This is a genomic window from Solibacillus sp. FSL W7-1436, from assembly GCF_038007305.1.
In the GTDB taxonomy this organism is placed as follows: Bacteria; Bacillota; Bacilli; order Bacillales_A; family Planococcaceae; genus Solibacillus.
The window spans coordinates 359,986-375,000 of record NZ_JBBOWV010000001.1 but is presented as its reverse complement, the minus strand read 5'-3'; the positions used below and the strand labels follow the sequence as shown (position 1 = coordinate 375,000).

Sequence of the window (15,015 nt, the reverse complement as noted above, 5' to 3'; positions counted from 1 at the left end):
GCACGGTGGATGCCTTGGCACTAGGAGTCGATGAAGGACGGCACTAACACCGATATGCCTCGGGGAGCTGTAAGTAAGCTTTGATCCGGGGATTTCCGAATGGGGGAACCCACTATCTTTAATCGGATAGTATCTTCACGTGAATTCATAGCGTGTTGAAGACAGACGCAGAGAACTGAAACATCTAAGTACCTGCAGGAACAGAAAGAAAATTCGATTCCCTGAGTAGCGGCGAGCGAAACGGGAAGAGCCCAAACCAAAGAGCTTGCTCTTTGGGGTTGTAGGACACTCTATACGGAGTTACAAAAGAATGAATTAGACGAAGCGACTTGGAAAGGTCCGCGAAACGAGGTAAAAGCCCTGTAGTCAAAAGTTCATTCCCTCCAGAGTGTATCCTGAGTACGGCGGAACACGTGAAATTCCGTCGGAATCCGGGAGGACCATCTCCCAAGGCTAAATACTACCTAGTGACCGATAGTGAACCAGTACCGTGAGGGAAAGGTGAAAAGCACCCCGGAAGGGGAGTGAAATAGATCCTGAAACCGTGTGCCTACAAGTAGTTAGAGCCCGTTAATGGGTGATAGCGTGCCTTTTGTAGAATGAACCGGCGAGTTACGATTACGTGCGAGGTTAAGTTGAGAAGACGGAGCCGCAGCGAAAGCGAGTCTGAATAGGGCGAATTAGTACGTGGTCGTAGACCCGAAACCAGGTGATCTACCCATGTCCAGGGTGAAGGTGAGGTAACACTCACTGGAGGCCCGAACCCACGCACGTTGAAAAGTGCGGGGATGAGGTGTGGGTAGCGGAGAAATTCCAATCGAACCTGGAGATAGCTGGTTCTCTCCGAAATAGCTTTAGGGCTAGCCTCGTGATTGAGAATACCGGAGGTAGAGCACTGTTTGGACTAGGGGGGCATCTCGCTTTACCGAATTCAGACAAACTCCGAATGCCGGATATTTATACACGGGAGTCAGACTGCGAGTGATAAGATCCGTAGTCAAGAGGGAAACAGCCCAGACCACCAGCTAAGGTCCCCAAGTAATCGTTAAGTGGAAAAGGATGTGGCGTTGCTTAGACAACCAGGATGTTGGCTTAGAAGCAGCCATCATTTAAAGAGTGCGTAATAGCTCACTGGTCGAGTGACGCTGCGCCGAAAATGTATCGGGGCTAAACGATTCACCGAAGCTGTGGATGCATACTTTGAGTATGCGTGGTAGGAGAGCGTTCTAACAGCGTTGAAGTCAGACCGGAAGGACTGGTGGAGCGGTTAGAAGTGAGAATGCCGGTATGAGTAGCGAAACATGGGTGAGAATCCCATGCACCGTATGACTAAGGTTTCCTGAGGAAGGCTCGTCCGCTCAGGGTTAGTCGGGACCTAAGCCGAGGCCGATAGGCGTAGGCGATGGACAACAGGTTGATATTCCTGTACCACCTCCTCACCGTTTGAGAAATGGGGGGACGCAGTAGGATAGGGTAAGCACGCCGTTGGTTGCGCGTGTTCAAGCAGTAAGGCGTGTATGTAGGCAAATCCGCATACTATAACGTTGAGCTGTGATGACGAGCTCGTATGAGCGAAGTTCCTGATTTCACACTGCCAAGAAAAGCCTCTATCGAGGTGAGAGGTGCCCGTACCGCAAACCGACACAGGTAGTCGAGGAGAGAATCCTAAGGTGTGCGAGAGAACTCTCGTTAAGGAACTCGGCAAAATGACCCCGTAACTTCGGGAGAAGGGGTGCTTCTTTGGGTGCATAGCCTAGAGAAGCCGCAGTGAATAGGCCCAGGCGACTGTTTAGCAAAAACACAGGTCTCTGCAAAACCGTAAGGTGACGTATAGGGGCTGACGCCTGCCCGGTGCTGGAAGGTTAAGAGGAGCGGTTAGCGCAAGCGAAGCTGTGAATTGAAGCCCCAGTAAACGGCGGCCGTAACTATAACGGTCCTAAGGTAGCGAAATTCCTTGTCGGGTAAGTTCCGACCCGCACGAAAGGCGTAACGATCTGGGCACTGTCTCAACGAGAGACTCGGTGAAATTATAGTACCTGTGAAGATGCAGGTTACCCGCGACAGGACGGAAAGACCCCGTGGAGCTTTACTGTAGCCTGATATTGAATTTTGGTACAACTTGTACAGGATAGGTAGGAGCCAGAGATCTCGGAGCGCCAGCTTCGAAGGAGGCGTCGGTGGGATACTACCCTGGTTGTATTGAACTTCTAACCCATGCCCCTTAGCGGGGTAGGAGACAGTGTCAGGCGGACAGTTTGACTGGGGCGGTCGCCTCCTAAAGAGTAACGGAGGCGCCCAAAGGTTCCCTCAGAATGGTTGGAAATCATTCGTAGAGTGTAAAGGCATAAGGGAGCTTGACTGCGAGACCTACAAGTCGAGCAGGGTCGAAAGACGGGCTTAGTGATCCGGTGGTTCCGCATGGAAGGGCCATCGCTCAACGGATAAAAGCTACCCCGGGGATAACAGGCTTATCTCCCCCAAGAGTCCACATCGACGGGGAGGTTTGGCACCTCGATGTCGGCTCATCGCATCCTGGGGCTGTAGTCGGTCCCAAGGGTTGGGCTGTTCGCCCATTAAAGCGGTACGCGAGCTGGGTTCAGAACGTCGTGAGACAGTTCGGTCCCTATCCGTCGTGGGCGTAGGAAATTTGAGAGGAGCTGTCCTTAGTACGAGAGGACCGGGATGGACATACCGCTGGTGTACCAGTTGTCTTGCCAAAGGCATCGCTGGGTAGCTATGTATGGACGGGATAAGTGCTGAAAGCATCTAAGCATGAAGCCCCCCTCAAGATGAGATTTCCCATTACGCAAGTAAGTAAGACCCCTGAAAGACGATCAGGTAGATAGGTTCGAGGTGGAAGTGCGGCGACGCATGCAGCTGACGAATACTAATCGGTCGAGGACTTAACCACATTTTATTGCACAAATTCAATGAACCGTTTATCCAGTTTTGAAAGAATGGAAATTTTTTCCAAGGGTTTCAAGACACAAGCTAGTCGAGGAAACGACTGAGTGATTGAAGGAGCGTACTCAAGTACGTGACTGAAAGAACGAGGGAAGTTGACGAAGGATAGCGCCGTGTATTGGAAGCCGTAATAGTGAAGTGATGATGGCAAAGAGGTCACACCCGTTCCCATACCGAACACGGAAGTTAAGCTCTTTAGCGCCGATGGTAGTTGGGGGCTTCCCCCTGTGAGAGTAGGACGTCGCTTCGCAAAAAAATTTGGAGGATTAGCTCAGCTGGGAGAGCACCTGCCTTACAAGCAGGGGGTCGGCGGTTCGAGCCCGTCATCCTCCACCATTTCTAAATGCCGGTGTAGCTCAGTTGGTAGAGCAACTGACTTGTAATCAGTAGGTCGAGGGTTCGACTCCTTTCGCCGGCACCATTTAGAGAGCCATTAGCTCAGTTGGTAGAGCATCTGACTTTTAATCAGAGGGTCGAAGGTTCGAGTCCTTCATGGCTCACCAGTTTTTATAGTTAAATACTGCTTAGCGGGTGTGGCGGAATTGGCAGACGCACTAGACTTAGGATCTAGCGCCGCAAGGCGTGGGGGTTCGACTCCCTTCACCCGCACCATTTTAATTTCATATTACTGTCAGAGTAAAAATATCTTAAGCATTTTGCGGAAGTAGTTCAGTGGTAGAACACCACCTTGCCAAGGTGGGGGTCGCGAGTTCGAACCTCGTCTTCCGCTCCAAAAATGCCGGGGTGGCGGAACTGGCAGACGCACAGGACTTAAAATCCTGCGGTGAGTGATCACCGTGCCGGTTCGATTCCGGCCCTCGGCACCATCTTTTATAAACAATATGCGCCCGTAGCTCAATTGGATAGAGCGTCTGACTACGGATCAGAAGGTTGTGGGTTCGACTCCTGCCGGGCGCGCCATATTATTTCGGAATGTAGCTCAGCTTGGTAGAGCACTTGGTTTGGGACCAAGGGGTCGTAGGTTCGAATCCTGTCATTCCGACCATTATTGGGGCCTTAGCTCAGCTGGGAGAGCGCCTGCCTTGCACGCAGGAGGTCAGCGGTTCGATCCCGCTAGGCTCCACCATATTTTTTGTAACCAAAATAAAGATCCTGGCGGTGTAGCTCAGTTGGCTAGAGCACTCGGTTCATACCCGAAAGGTCGTGGGTTCGACTCCCTCTGCCGCCATCTTAAAGGACCTTTAGCTCAGTTGGTTAGAGCAGACGGCTCATAACCGTCCGGTCACAGGTTCGAGTCCTGTAAGGTCCACCAGTTAACGTACAAATCATTTATAATGGAGGTATACCCAAGTCTGGCTGAAGGGATCGGTCTTGAAAACCGACAGGCGGGTAACACCGCGCGGGGGTTCGAATCCCTCTACCTCCTCCATTTTTACAAACTGGGTACTTAAAACAGGTTCAAACATTATATTATCGCGGGGTGGAGCAGTGGTAGCTCGTCGGGCTCATAACCCGAAGGTCGCAGGTTCAAGTCCTGCCCCCGCAACCAAATGGTCCCGTGGTGTAGCGGTTAACATGCCTGCCTGTCACGCAGGAGATCGCCGGTTCGATCCCGGTCGGGACCGCCATTTGTGGGTTTGTAGCTCAGTTGGTAGAGCATTAGATTGAAGCTCTAAGTGTCGGCGGTTCGATTCCGTCCAAACCCACCATATGCGGGTGTAGTTTAGTGGTAAAACCTCAGCCTTCCAAGCTGATGTTGTCGGTTCGATTCCGATCACCCGCTCCAGTTTTTAAATAGGGCCTATAGCTCAGCTGGTTAGAGCGCACGCCTGATAAGCGTGAGGTCGATGGTTCGAGTCCATTTAGGCCCACCATAGTATTATTCCGAAGTAGCTCAGTTGGTAGAGCATCCGGCTGTTAACCGGCAGGTCGCAGGTTCGAGTCCTGCCTTCGGAGCCATTTTTTCTATTTTTGGGGACATACTCAAGAGGCTGAAGAGGCGCCCCTGCTAAGGGTGTAGGTCGCGTAAGCGGCGCGAGGGTTCAAATCCCTCTGTCTCCGCCATCGGCCCGTTGGTCAAGTGGTTAAGACACCGCCCTTTCACGGCGGTAACACGGGTTCGAATCCCGTACGGGTCATACATAGAAAAACGGAAAACGCTAAGTACTGTTACGGTATTTAGCGTTTTTTTGTGCGTTAAAGCTCTCTTAAGATAATAAACAATGCTGCTGTATTTAAAGGCTGAATAATTTCTGACACAATATTATGCTGTCTTATAATAATGAACCCAAAAGGGTAATCAATTTTAAACTTATATTATTTAATGGTACTGCCTGTAAAAGCAGAATTCCCCGCCGGATCACTATACTAGAAGGTGCAGGGATTAAGAAAGAACAATACAAGTAGGCAGGAGCGGAAAAGAAGCAGAGAGTTTACGGTTATTTAATCATGGTAGAGATTATGAGTATACAAGCTTAGTTGCTGCTATATTAGAGGGGTGTTTAAACCGATTTCCAAGCATTAATGTAAATAGGGATATAAAAATACCCGGTTCATCAAAAAACACCGTAAAAAGCAGTTAATAGATAATAATAAGGATTTAACGCTCGAATCTTATAATCCAAATAAAGTTGCCGTATGCATTAACACCATATAATGAAATAGGCAATTGTAAGCGCCCTTAAATAGATAAATTATTATTATAGAATAACAAAAAACCTCGATAATAATGGAAATAATATAAGGATAAAGAGTATATTGAGAAACCAATAGGTGGGAATTCTTTAAAAAACGGATTCTATCAATACTTTAAAAACAATGATAAATGTACGAACATTTTCTTGACAGCTTTACTCTATAAAATGTATAAATAAGTAGTCGTATATTCCAAAACACTTGATATCTATAAGTAATATTAATAATTATATCAGAATGATTTATAAATATTAAAAACAAGTCTTGATAAAGTTAGTAAAACATATTAGAATTTCGTTATACTAAGTAAACGTTTTCATCCGCAACCTCGGTTGAATAATGGAAAAATTAGAAATAAATATATTTTATAAAAATAATTTCAAAAAAGGTATTGCATTATAAAAAAAGTAATGATAATATAAATCTTGTCCTTAAGAGAAAGGACATGCGGTTACGAAAGAGTAATCAGCAAATACCCAGGAGGATTAGCTCAGCTGGGAGAGCACCTGCCTTACAAGCAGGGGGTCGGCGGTTCGAGCCCGTCATCCTCCACCATTTCTAAATGCCGGTGTAGCTCAGTTGGTAGAGCAACTGACTTGTAATCAGTAGGTCGAGGGTTCGACTCCTTTCGCCGGCACCATTTAGAGAGCCATTAGCTCAGTTGGTAGAGCATCTGACTTTTAATCAGAGGGTCGAAGGTTCGAGTCCTTCATGGCTCACCAGTTTTTATAGTTAAATACTGCTTAGCGGGTGTGGCGGAATTGGCAGACGCACTAGACTTAGGATCTAGCGCCGCAAGGCGTGGGGGTTCGACTCCCTTCACCCGCACCATTTTAATTTCATATTACTGTCAGAGTAAAAATATCTTAAGCATTTTGCGGAAGTAGTTCAGTGGTAGAACACCACCTTGCCAAGGTGGGGGTCGCGAGTTCGAACCTCGTCTTCCGCTCCAAAAATGCCGGGGTGGCGGAACTGGCAGACGCACAGGACTTAAAATCCTGCGGTGAGTGATCACCGTGCCGGTTCGATTCCGGCCCTCGGCACCATCTTTTATAAACAATATGCGCCCGTAGCTCAATTGGATAGAGCGTCTGACTACGGATCAGAAGGTTGTGGGTTCGACTCCTGCCGGGCGCGCCATATTATTTCGGAATGTAGCTCAGCTTGGTAGAGCACTTGGTTTGGGACCAAGGGGTCGTAGGTTCGAATCCTGTCATTCCGACCATTATTGGGGCCTTAGCTCAGCTGGGAGAGCGCCTGCCTTGCACGCAGGAGGTCAGCGGTTCGATCCCGCTAGGCTCCACCATATTTTTTGTAACCAAAATAAAGATCCTGGCGGTGTAGCTCAGTTGGCTAGAGCACTCGGTTCATACCCGAAAGGTCGTGGGTTCGACTCCCTCTGCCGCCATCTTAAAGGACCTTTAGCTCAGTTGGTTAGAGCAGACGGCTCATAACCGTCCGGTCACAGGTTCGAGTCCTGTAAGGTCCACCAGTTAACGTACAAATCATTTATAATGGAGGTATACCCAAGTCTGGCTGAAGGGATCGGTCTTGAAAACCGACAGGCGGGTAACACCGCGCGGGGGTTCGAATCCCTCTACCTCCTCCATTTTTACAAACTGGGTACTTAAAACAGGTTCAAACATTATATTATCGCGGGGTGGAGCAGTGGTAGCTCGTCGGGCTCATAACCCGAAGGTCGCAGGTTCAAGTCCTGCCCCCGCAACCAAATGGTCCCGTGGTGTAGCGGTTAACATGCCTGCCTGTCACGCAGGAGATCGCCGGTTCGATCCCGGTCGGGACCGCCATTTGTGGGTTTGTAGCTCAGTTGGTAGAGCATTAGATTGAAGCTCTAAGTGTCGGCGGTTCGATTCCGTCCAAACCCACCATATGCGGGTGTAGTTTAGTGGTAAAACCTCAGCCTTCCAAGCTGATGTTGTCGGTTCGATTCCGATCACCCGCTCCAGTTTTTAAATAGGGCCTATAGCTCAGCTGGTTAGAGCGCACGCCTGATAAGCGTGAGGTCGATGGTTCGAGTCCATTTAGGCCCACCATAGTATTATTCCGAAGTAGCTCAGTTGGTAGAGCATCCGGCTGTTAACCGGCAGGTCGCAGGTTCGAGTCCTGCCTTCGGAGCCATTTTTTCTATTTTTGGGGACATACTCAAGAGGCTGAAGAGGCGCCCCTGCTAAGGGTGTAGGTCGCGTAAGCGGCGCGAGGGTTCAAATCCCTCTGTCTCCGCCATCGGCCCGTTGGTCAAGTGGTTAAGACACCGCCCTTTCACGGCGGTAACACGGGTTCGAATCCCGTACGGGTCATACATAGAAAAACGGAAAACGCTAAGTACTGTTACATGTACTTAGCGTTTTTTTGTATAAAAGGAGCGGATCTTGTGAATGAACGATTAAAAGTATTTGATCAATATTATAAGGAAAAGGGCATTGAACAACGTGATCTCATTCATGCAAAAGGTTATTGGCATGAAGTGTTTCATTGCTGGGTTATTGAAAAAACAAATTCTGAATGGCGTATTTATTTACAGTTGAGAAACAAAACTAAAAAGGATTATCCAAACCAGTTTGATATTACCGCAGCTGGTCATATACTGGCAACGGAGACGATTGAAGATGGTGTACGCGAATTAGAGGAAGAAGTAGGGATTAACGCAAAGTTTTCGCAATTAACATCACTTGGAGTCATCCCGTACAGTATAGACAATGAAAAAATAAAGGATTATGAGTTTGCAAATGTATTTGTTTATGAGTTAACAGGAGGAATCGAGAAGTTTACACTTCAACGGGAAGAACTCGACGGTATTTACTCTGCTAACTTAAATCAATTTATATTGCTTGCGACACATAAAGTAAAGAAAATTGAAGTATCCGGTTATCATTATGAAAATGATATACGTCATTATGAAGTGAAACATATTGGACTAGAACAGATGTCTGCACTGCCTGAAAGCTATTTGCTCGAGTTTATCCCAAGTTTGAAAAAAATATTATTTGAAGCAACCTGAAAAATTGGGTTAGCTTTTTTTTTAGAATTAATTAAGGAAATATAATTAACTATTGACCTTCACGTTGCGTCAACCTTTATAGTACTAAATAGGAGGTGATCATGTGCTGATTAACGAACTGGTCAAGCTATCAGGTGTGAGTGCACGCACACTGCGTTATTATGATGAAATCGGTTTGCTGAAGCCTTCTGCTGTTGCGGAAAATGGCTACCGGCAGTATAGCCAAGGGGATATTGACCGGTTACAGCAAATACTTTTTTACAGGGAGCTTGATTTTAAGTTAGAGGAAATAAAAAAATTGCTCGATCATCCTGATTATGAAGTAAAAGAAGCACTAAAGAAACAATCCGAGCTATTACAAAAGAAAAGAAGATATATCGACGACTTACTAATAACGATAGAACAAACAATCCAAACGATGGAAGGGGAAATTAAGATGACAAATGAACAAAAGTTTAATGTGTTTAAAAATAAATTAATAGAAGAAAACGAAAAGACCTATGGCCAGGAAATCCGAGATAAGTACGGCGAAGATCAAGTGGAAGCGAGCAATAAACAATTCAGGGATATGTCAGAAGAGCAATATAATGCAATGCAGCAATTGGAACAACAATTGTTTGAACGTTTAAAAGAAGCGCTTGTGTTCGGAGACGTAACATCAGACGTAGCAATGGAAGCAGCGGAGCTTCATAAACGCTGGCTAAGCTTCTCCTGGGCGAAATATACCCCGGAAGCACATATTGGCCTGGCGCAGATGTATGTATCCGATGAACGGTTTACTGCTTACTATGATGAGCGTGTCGCTCCCGGAGCTACACAATTTCTGCATGATGTAATCACCGTTTATGCAGCAAACAAATAAGAAAAGATGTTTTAGAAATCCCCATAAAGGTAATATCTTATTAATGGAAAAAGGGGGATTTAATATGGATATTAATCAAGTACAACAATTACGTAGCATTTTGGAAGAGGAGCTTGCGACATTGCAGGAGCATGTTAATGAAGAGCCGCCTTTAGATGAAACAGAAATAACTGCAGTTGATAATCATCCGGCAGATGCAGCAACCGATTTAACGACAATTGTTACAGAAAAAACATTAAGTGAGCTGAAGGAAGATGAAATTGAAAAAATTCAAACAGCTTTAAATGCCATGGATGAGGGCACATACGGTGAATGTATCGTATGTGGAAAAGAGATTCCTTTTGAGCGTTTAGAAGCGGTTCCGACAGCTTTAACATGTATTGACCATGTAGAAGAAGTGACAGAATAGTAAAAGAGGTATGTTGAATATTCAACATACCTCTACTATGTTTTAAATGAAATATGAAATTAATAGACCTACAGCCAACAAGAAACCGAAAATCGTGTTTGTTTGGGCTGTATATTTCATTGCCGGCATTACTTCTAGCGGTTTTTCTTTCGCCCGGAATAATTTAATCGCTTCAATCGGTTTCTTCACGCTTAGTAGTACAAGCAGTGCCCAAGGTGACAAATGACCAATAACTACAAGAACCGCGATCCAAATATACGAAACGATAAAGAAACCGGCAAGCACTGTTACAGCGTTATGTCGACCAACTAAAATGGCCATCGTTTTACGCCCGCCCTCTGTATCTCCAACAATATCCCGAATATTATTTGAAAGCATGATAGCCCCAACTAAAATCATACTCGGCACAGAAATTATTACAGCATCAGCTGTTACATCTCCTGTTTGAATAAAGAAAGCGATTAGAACAATCCCCATACCCATTACTGCTCCTGAAACCAGCTCCCCGAAAGGTGAATAAGCAATCGGATACGGTCCGCCAGTATACAAATAGCCGATCAGCATACATACAAGACCGACAGCAACAAGCCACCAGGATGTCATGGCACATATGTAAACGCCTAATAGCATGGCGATACCGTAAAAGCTTAACGCAATGGCCATAATTGTTTTTGGTGCTACACCATGTCGGACGATTGTGCCTCCGATACCGACTGAGTTTTCATTATCCAGGCCAAGTTTATAATCATAATATTCATTGAACATATTCGTCGCTGCCTGTATAAGCATACTGGCAATAAGCATTGCAAAAAATAGCCCGAAATGAATTGTTTCATGATTTATTGAAAGTGCCATAGACGTACCTAACAATACAGGTACAAATGAAGCTGTTAATGTGTGGGGGCGTGTTAAATGCCACCAGACTTTAAATCCCTTGTCCGCTTCAACGACTTTTGTCATAAAAAAACGCTCCTAACTAAATACAATTATCTAAACTATTGTAATGCAAATAAAACAAATTGAACAGAGCGAAGGGACAATACATGTAACGTTTGCTCGAAAAATGTTATGATAGGATGGTATTATTTACTGCGCGAACGCAAAAAAAATGAGCAAATTATATAAAAATTCAGGCACGTATTAAAATAACGCTATACTTGCATCATACTTAGTGAATTTGCAACATGACGGAGGGAATTTTCATGCAACACAAGTGGTACAACGCCACTGAAATAGAAGTAGGCTCAAATTCAAAGCAAATTTTTTATATGGAAACGATCGAAGTAAGCCGATTATCCGCATTGGCATTTTTTGCGGCGGGCGAATTGAAGTATAAAGGAAAACGCAACTACTGGCAAAACCGTGAAAAAACCTTCACATTGGTTGGTTTAGGACATGCCTACACAATTAAAAACAATGCGTCTGACGCTCGTTTCGATTTAGTGGAACGTGAATGGAAAAAACTGACGAGTCAAATCATACAGGAAGATCAGCATCTGCAGCCAATCCTTTTCGGCGGCTTTACTTTTGATCCGCAAAATGAAGTTTCGGCAGAATGGACAAACTTCCCGCAAAGCTACTTTACTGTCGCAACACATCAGTTAGTTATTCGCAATGATAAAGCATATGTCACAATTAACTATATTACGGATGAGGAAAACAGCGCGAAAACGTTTGAAGCACTTCGTAAAGAGCGTGATGAGCTCATTCATGCAGCACAGGTGAAGGAAGTGAAAACCTATCCGAAACCGACAATGACAAGCTATATGGAACCGTATAAGCAGGAATATTTGAATTCCATCAATAAAGTGACAAGCCTGATCAAAGCAAATGAAGCGCAAAAGGTTGTCATTGCACGATCTTTAGCATTGCAGTTTGAGGAAACGATTACATCTCCGCAAATTCTGTCGCATGTCGTGCATGAGCAGCCGGAGAGCTATTTGTTTGGCTTGGAGCACGGGGATTTACTGTTTTACGGTGCATCACCGGAACGTTTAGTAAAAGTAGACAACGGGCGTGCCTATTCCTCATGTGTAGCAGGTTCGATAAAGCGCGGTACAACAGCTGAAGCGGACGAGGAATTGGGAAGAACGTTGCTGAGCGATCTGAAAAACCTTGGTGAGCATCATTATGTTGTTGAGATGATTACCGATACATTTAACAAAAATTGTACGGAAGTAAAAGTCCCTCATGGACCGAAGCTATTAAAAATCCGTGATATTCAACATTTATATACACCTGTTGAAGGACAATTGAATGAAGATGCAACTATTTTGCAGCTTGTGAAACATTTGCATCCAACACCAGCTTTGGGCGGTGTTCCGCGTGAACAGGCAATGGAAATCATACGGACATATGAGCCGATGAACCGAGGACTGTATGCGGCACCAATCGGTTGGCTGGATGCTGATGGGAATGGTGAGTTTGCAGTAGCAATTCGTTCGGCTGCATTAGTACAGGATAAAGCGTATTTATATGCAGGCGGAGGCATTGTCGAAGATTCGGAAGCACAATCGGAATATGAAGAGACACTCGTGAAATTCCGTCCAATGCTTCGGGCTTTAGGAGGCCAGTTACATGAATGATCGTGAAGTATTATCGAAATATGTTTATACAATTGTGTCAGCGTTAGTAGCATCTGGTGTAGAGCAGGTTGTCGTAAGTCCCGGCTCCCGCTCCACACCGCTTGCCTATGCATTTGCCTCTACAAAGGAAATCGAAATGCATCGCCAGGTCGATGAAAGGGCAGCAGCCTTTTATGCATTGGGCTTAGCTAAATCGACTGCAAAACCAGTTGTACTCGTATGTACATCGGGAACAGCGGCGGCCAATTACTATCCGGCCATTGTCGAAGCAAAATATGCACGAGTGCCGCTGATCGTTTTAACGGCAGACCGTCCGCATGAATTGCGGGAAGTAGGGGCACCGCAAACGATTAATCAAGTGCGTTTATACGGTGAAAACGTGAAGTGGTCGGCAGAATTTCCGATTCCGGACGAGGCACCGCAAACGCTTCCGTTTATCGAACGCCATACAGTTCGTGCGGTAAATATTGCTACGACAGCACCGTTTGGACCTGTCCATTTAAATATACCGTTCCGTGAACCGTTAATCATTGATTTCGCGGAAACATTACCGGTTGCAAGTTATATTAAAAGCTATACAAATGAGCTTCAGCCTGCCAAGCAAGCGATGGCTGAACTGTCGGAAATCATTGAACAAACAACGAACGGAATCATGATCGTAGGGGAAATGCCGCTAGGAACGAACACGGAATATTTATGGGATTTTATTCGTGAAGTGAAATGGCCGGTAATGATTGAAAGCTTGTCGAACCTGCGCACAGAAATACCGGAAGATTGCCAAATATATGCGATTACTACATATGATGCATTGATGAAAAATGAGCGCTTCAAGCGTAATGTTCGCCCACAAACGGTCATTCGCTTCGGAGCACAGCCTGTTTCTAAATTTTTAATGCAGTTTATCGTACAGGCAAACCCGCAAAGCTACATTGTCATCGATGAAGATCCGATGTATAGAGATTCTACTCATATGTCGACACATTTCATACATGCATTACCAGGAGAATGGCTTTCGGATATGAAGATTGCGCATTCCCAAGCAGAAATGGCATATGTTCAATTTTGGAAAATGGCGGATCTGCTTGCAGCTGATGTTATTGAAAAGTACAGTCAATTTGCCGATGAAGAAGGGGCCATGGTGCAGGCATTCCTTGCAAGTATTGAGGAAGACTCCGACATTTATGTCAGCAGCAGTATGCCGATCCGTGATATTGACACGTTTTTACTTACACAAAATCGCCCTGTTCAAATTTTCGCAAATCGCGGAGCAAATGGGATTGACGGTGTAACATCTACAGCACTTGGCTTCAGTAATGGCCGCAAAAACCGAAAAACATATTTATTGATTGGCGATTTGGCATTTTTGCATGATGCCAATGCATTTGTAGCAAGCCGTTATCAGGAGTGCGATTTAACGGTAATTGTCATGAATAATGACGGTGGCGGCATTTTCTCTTATTTACCGCAATCGAAGGTAGAGGAGCACTATGAAGATCTTTTTGGAACACCGACTGCATTGACATTCGAACAAATGGCCAAAATGTATGAGCTGGATTACGTAAAAGCAACATCATTGGAACAGTTTACGGCTGCATTGTCTGCGGACAAACAAACATCGATCAAATTAATCGAAGCTTTCACAGATCGGGAAGAGAATGTGAAGCAGCACCGTCAGCTATGGGCGCGGATTCATGAGGTGATGGAACAATGGCTCGATTCACTGTAAAAGGGTTGGATGTGCATATTGAGCAGTGGAATGAACATTCACCTCAAACGATTGTATTTCTCCACGGTTTTACAGGGAGCACAAATACTTGGAAAAAGGTTGTTTCGCAACTGCCGTCACACATCCGGTGTATCGCTGTTGATTTGACCGGACATGGTAAAACAGCGGCACCGACTTCTATTGAATGTTACTCGATGGCATTTCAAGTGGAACTGCTGTATGAACTGTTTCAACAATTACAGCTTGATACCTTCTCGCTGGTGGGCTATTCGATGGGAGGACGTGTGGCATTGAGCTATGCAGTGCGTTATCCTTCCGGAATCGGGCATCTGCTATTGGAAAGTGCTTCTCCCGGTCTGATGGATAAACAGCAGCGTGCTACACGAAAACAGGCAGATGATATACTCGCGGAAAAGATACTTGCAAATGGAATTGAATCATTCGTTAACAAGTGGGGAAATATCCCTCTGTTTGCATCTCAAAAAAGTCTTCCTGCAGAAGTACAGCAGGAAATTCGATCAGAGCGCATGCAGCAAAAAGAAATCGGTCTGGCAAATAGTCTGCGTGGTATGGGGACAGGTGTAATGCCGGAACTTTGGGGTAAGCTTAAAACATTAACAATGCCTGTGACACTCGTTACCGGACAGCTTGACGAAAAATTCGTTCAATTAAACAATGAAATGCAAGAGCATATCGAAAAAGTAAATCATCTTATTATTCCAGCAGTTGGCCACGCAATTCATGTGGAAAATCCGACAAAGTTTGCTACAATAGTAAAGGAAACGATTTCATAAC

At 45.3% G+C, this 15,015-nt stretch carries 7 protein-coding genes, 40 tRNA genes and 2 rRNA genes (1 of these 49 only partly in view); 48 read left to right on the top strand and 1 reads right to left on the bottom strand.

The features are described from left to right. From MKX73_RS01935 to MKX73_RS01715, 45 genes are all read left to right on the top strand, one after another. Positions 1–2,911 (top strand): 23S ribosomal RNA (locus MKX73_RS01935) (it extends 18 nt beyond the left edge of the window). 187 nt (positions 2,912–3,098) lie between these two features. Next, positions 3,099–3,214 (top strand): 5S ribosomal RNA (gene rrf, locus MKX73_RS01930). A gap of 10 nt (positions 3,215–3,224) precedes the next feature. Next, positions 3,225–3,300: transfer RNA gene (locus MKX73_RS01925), tRNA-Val, on the top strand. Between the two features lie 9 nt (positions 3,301–3,309). After that, positions 3,310–3,385 (top strand) — tRNA-Thr (locus MKX73_RS01920). A 6-nt stretch (positions 3,386–3,391) separates the two neighbouring features. Beyond that, positions 3,392–3,467, top strand: a tRNA-Lys gene (locus MKX73_RS01915). A 24-nt stretch (positions 3,468–3,491) separates the two neighbouring features. Then, positions 3,492–3,576: transfer RNA gene (locus tag MKX73_RS01910), tRNA-Leu, on the top strand. A 46-nt stretch (positions 3,577–3,622) separates the two neighbouring features. Continuing rightward, positions 3,623–3,697, top strand: a tRNA-Gly gene (locus MKX73_RS01905). 5 nt (positions 3,698–3,702) lie between these two features. Further along, a tRNA-Leu gene (locus tag MKX73_RS01900) sits at positions 3,703–3,791 on the top strand. Between the two features lie 17 nt (positions 3,792–3,808). Continuing rightward, positions 3,809–3,885: transfer RNA gene (locus MKX73_RS01895), tRNA-Arg, on the top strand. Positions 3,886–3,893: 8 nt separating this feature from the next. Next, positions 3,894–3,970 (top strand) — tRNA-Pro (locus tag MKX73_RS01890). 5 nt (positions 3,971–3,975) lie between these two features. Then, a tRNA-Ala gene (locus MKX73_RS01885) sits at positions 3,976–4,051 on the top strand. 28 nt (positions 4,052–4,079) lie between these two features. Then, positions 4,080–4,153, top strand: a tRNA-Met gene (locus MKX73_RS01880). A 7-nt stretch (positions 4,154–4,160) separates the two neighbouring features. Next, positions 4,161–4,237, top strand: a tRNA-Ile gene (locus MKX73_RS01875). Positions 4,238–4,261: 24 nt separating this feature from the next. After that, positions 4,262–4,354: transfer RNA gene (locus MKX73_RS01870), tRNA-Ser, on the top strand. Positions 4,355–4,399: 45 nt separating this feature from the next. Next, positions 4,400–4,474, top strand: a tRNA-Met gene (locus MKX73_RS01865). Positions 4,475–4,477: 3 nt separating this feature from the next. Further along, positions 4,478–4,553 (top strand) — tRNA-Asp (locus MKX73_RS01860). Positions 4,554–4,558: 5 nt separating this feature from the next. Beyond that, positions 4,559–4,634, top strand: a tRNA-Phe gene (locus MKX73_RS01855). 3 nt (positions 4,635–4,637) lie between these two features. After that, positions 4,638–4,711, top strand: a tRNA-Gly gene (locus MKX73_RS01850). Positions 4,712–4,722: 11 nt separating this feature from the next. Further along, a tRNA-Ile gene (locus MKX73_RS01845) sits at positions 4,723–4,799 on the top strand. Positions 4,800–4,808: 9 nt separating this feature from the next. Continuing rightward, positions 4,809–4,884 (top strand) — tRNA-Asn (locus tag MKX73_RS01840). A 14-nt stretch (positions 4,885–4,898) separates the two neighbouring features. Then, positions 4,899–4,989 (top strand) — tRNA-Ser (locus MKX73_RS01835). Positions 4,990–4,991: 2 nt separating this feature from the next. Next, a tRNA-Glu gene (locus MKX73_RS01830) sits at positions 4,992–5,063 on the top strand. 1,035 nt (positions 5,064–6,098) lie between these two features. Beyond that, positions 6,099–6,174: transfer RNA gene (locus MKX73_RS01825), tRNA-Val, on the top strand. 9 nt (positions 6,175–6,183) lie between these two features. Further along, positions 6,184–6,259, top strand: a tRNA-Thr gene (locus MKX73_RS01820). Positions 6,260–6,265: 6 nt separating this feature from the next. Beyond that, positions 6,266–6,341: transfer RNA gene (locus MKX73_RS01815), tRNA-Lys, on the top strand. Positions 6,342–6,365: 24 nt separating this feature from the next. After that, positions 6,366–6,450, top strand: a tRNA-Leu gene (locus MKX73_RS01810). A gap of 46 nt (positions 6,451–6,496) precedes the next feature. Then, positions 6,497–6,571: transfer RNA gene (locus MKX73_RS01805), tRNA-Gly, on the top strand. A 5-nt stretch (positions 6,572–6,576) separates the two neighbouring features. Continuing rightward, positions 6,577–6,665: transfer RNA gene (locus tag MKX73_RS01800), tRNA-Leu, on the top strand. 17 nt (positions 6,666–6,682) lie between these two features. Beyond that, positions 6,683–6,759, top strand: a tRNA-Arg gene (locus MKX73_RS01795). 8 nt (positions 6,760–6,767) lie between these two features. Further along, a tRNA-Pro gene (locus tag MKX73_RS01790) sits at positions 6,768–6,844 on the top strand. 5 nt (positions 6,845–6,849) lie between these two features. Then, a tRNA-Ala gene (locus MKX73_RS01785) sits at positions 6,850–6,925 on the top strand. Between the two features lie 28 nt (positions 6,926–6,953). Next, positions 6,954–7,027, top strand: a tRNA-Met gene (locus tag MKX73_RS01780). A 7-nt stretch (positions 7,028–7,034) separates the two neighbouring features. Beyond that, positions 7,035–7,111 (top strand) — tRNA-Ile (locus MKX73_RS01775). A 24-nt stretch (positions 7,112–7,135) separates the two neighbouring features. Further along, positions 7,136–7,228: transfer RNA gene (locus MKX73_RS01770), tRNA-Ser, on the top strand. 45 nt (positions 7,229–7,273) lie between these two features. Next, positions 7,274–7,348, top strand: a tRNA-Met gene (locus tag MKX73_RS01765). A gap of 3 nt (positions 7,349–7,351) precedes the next feature. Beyond that, a tRNA-Asp gene (locus tag MKX73_RS01760) sits at positions 7,352–7,427 on the top strand. Between the two features lie 5 nt (positions 7,428–7,432). Next, positions 7,433–7,508: transfer RNA gene (locus MKX73_RS01755), tRNA-Phe, on the top strand. Positions 7,509–7,511: 3 nt separating this feature from the next. Further along, positions 7,512–7,585 (top strand) — tRNA-Gly (locus MKX73_RS01750). An 11-nt stretch (positions 7,586–7,596) separates the two neighbouring features. After that, positions 7,597–7,673, top strand: a tRNA-Ile gene (locus MKX73_RS01745). Positions 7,674–7,682: 9 nt separating this feature from the next. After that, positions 7,683–7,758, top strand: a tRNA-Asn gene (locus MKX73_RS01740). A gap of 14 nt (positions 7,759–7,772) precedes the next feature. After that, a tRNA-Ser gene (locus tag MKX73_RS01735) sits at positions 7,773–7,863 on the top strand. 2 nt (positions 7,864–7,865) lie between these two features. Further along, a tRNA-Glu gene (locus MKX73_RS01730) sits at positions 7,866–7,937 on the top strand. 74 nt (positions 7,938–8,011) lie between these two features. After that, entirely contained in the window at positions 8,012–8,638 is a 627-nt protein-coding gene (locus tag MKX73_RS01725; RefSeq protein ID WP_340716054.1) for an NUDIX hydrolase, read from the top strand. 103 nt (positions 8,639–8,741) lie between these two features. After that, positions 8,742–9,500: a MerR family transcriptional regulator gene (locus tag MKX73_RS01720; RefSeq protein ID WP_340716053.1), complete on the top strand. Its 759-nt coding sequence runs from the start codon at positions 8,742–8,744 to the stop codon at positions 9,498–9,500. A 64-nt stretch (positions 9,501–9,564) separates the two neighbouring features. Continuing rightward, positions 9,565–9,909 carry a TraR/DksA family transcriptional regulator gene (locus MKX73_RS01715; RefSeq protein WP_340716052.1) on the top strand — a complete coding sequence of 115 codons (345 nt, stop codon included), beginning with the start codon at positions 9,565–9,567 and terminating at the stop codon, positions 9,907–9,909. A 42-nt stretch (positions 9,910–9,951) separates the two neighbouring features. On the opposite strand, the gene MKX73_RS01710 is transcribed toward MKX73_RS01715, so the two are convergent. Further along, complete coding sequence (locus tag MKX73_RS01710) at positions 9,952–10,869, bottom strand: 1,4-dihydroxy-2-naphthoate polyprenyltransferase (RefSeq protein WP_340716051.1); 918 nt, start codon at positions 10,867–10,869, stop codon at positions 9,952–9,954. A 242-nt stretch (positions 10,870–11,111) separates the two neighbouring features. Here MKX73_RS01710 and MKX73_RS01705 point away from each other — a divergent pair, with 242 nt between their 5' ends. From MKX73_RS01705 to menH, 3 genes are read left to right on the top strand one after another with little or no spacing between them, the layout of a single operon-like run. Continuing rightward, positions 11,112–12,494 (top strand): isochorismate synthase, encoded by a 1,383-nt coding sequence (locus tag MKX73_RS01705; protein ID WP_340716050.1) that lies wholly within the window; start codon positions 11,112–11,114, stop codon positions 12,492–12,494. Then, entirely contained in the window at positions 12,487–14,220 is a 1,734-nt protein-coding gene (menD, locus tag MKX73_RS01700) for a 2-succinyl-5-enolpyruvyl-6-hydroxy-3-cyclohexene-1-carboxylic-acid synthase (RefSeq protein ID WP_340716049.1), read from the top strand. Before MKX73_RS01705 ends, menD begins: the two co-directional genes overlap by 8 nt. Beyond that, positions 14,202–15,014 (top strand): 2-succinyl-6-hydroxy-2,4-cyclohexadiene-1-carboxylate synthase, encoded by an 813-nt coding sequence (gene menH / locus MKX73_RS01695; protein ID WP_340716048.1) that lies wholly within the window; start codon positions 14,202–14,204, stop codon positions 15,012–15,014. Before menD ends, menH begins: the two co-directional genes overlap by 19 nt. Position 15,015 lies beyond the last annotated feature (1 nt).

Coding starts and splice junctions, on each gene's coding strand:
- MKX73_RS01715 (WP_340716052.1), top strand. CDS start 9,565: ATGGATATTAATCAAGTACAACAATTACGTAGCATTTTGGAAGAGGAG.
- MKX73_RS01710 (WP_340716051.1), bottom strand. CDS start 10,869: ATGACAAAAGTCGTTGAAGCGGACAAGGGATTTAAAGTCTGGTGGCAT.
- MKX73_RS01705 (WP_340716050.1), top strand. CDS start 11,112: ATGCAACACAAGTGGTACAACGCCACTGAAATAGAAGTAGGCTCAAAT.
- menD (WP_340716049.1), top strand. CDS start 12,487: ATGAATGATCGTGAAGTATTATCGAAATATGTTTATACAATTGTGTCA.
- menH (WP_340716048.1), top strand. CDS start 14,202: ATGGCTCGATTCACTGTAAAAGGGTTGGATGTGCATATTGAGCAGTGG.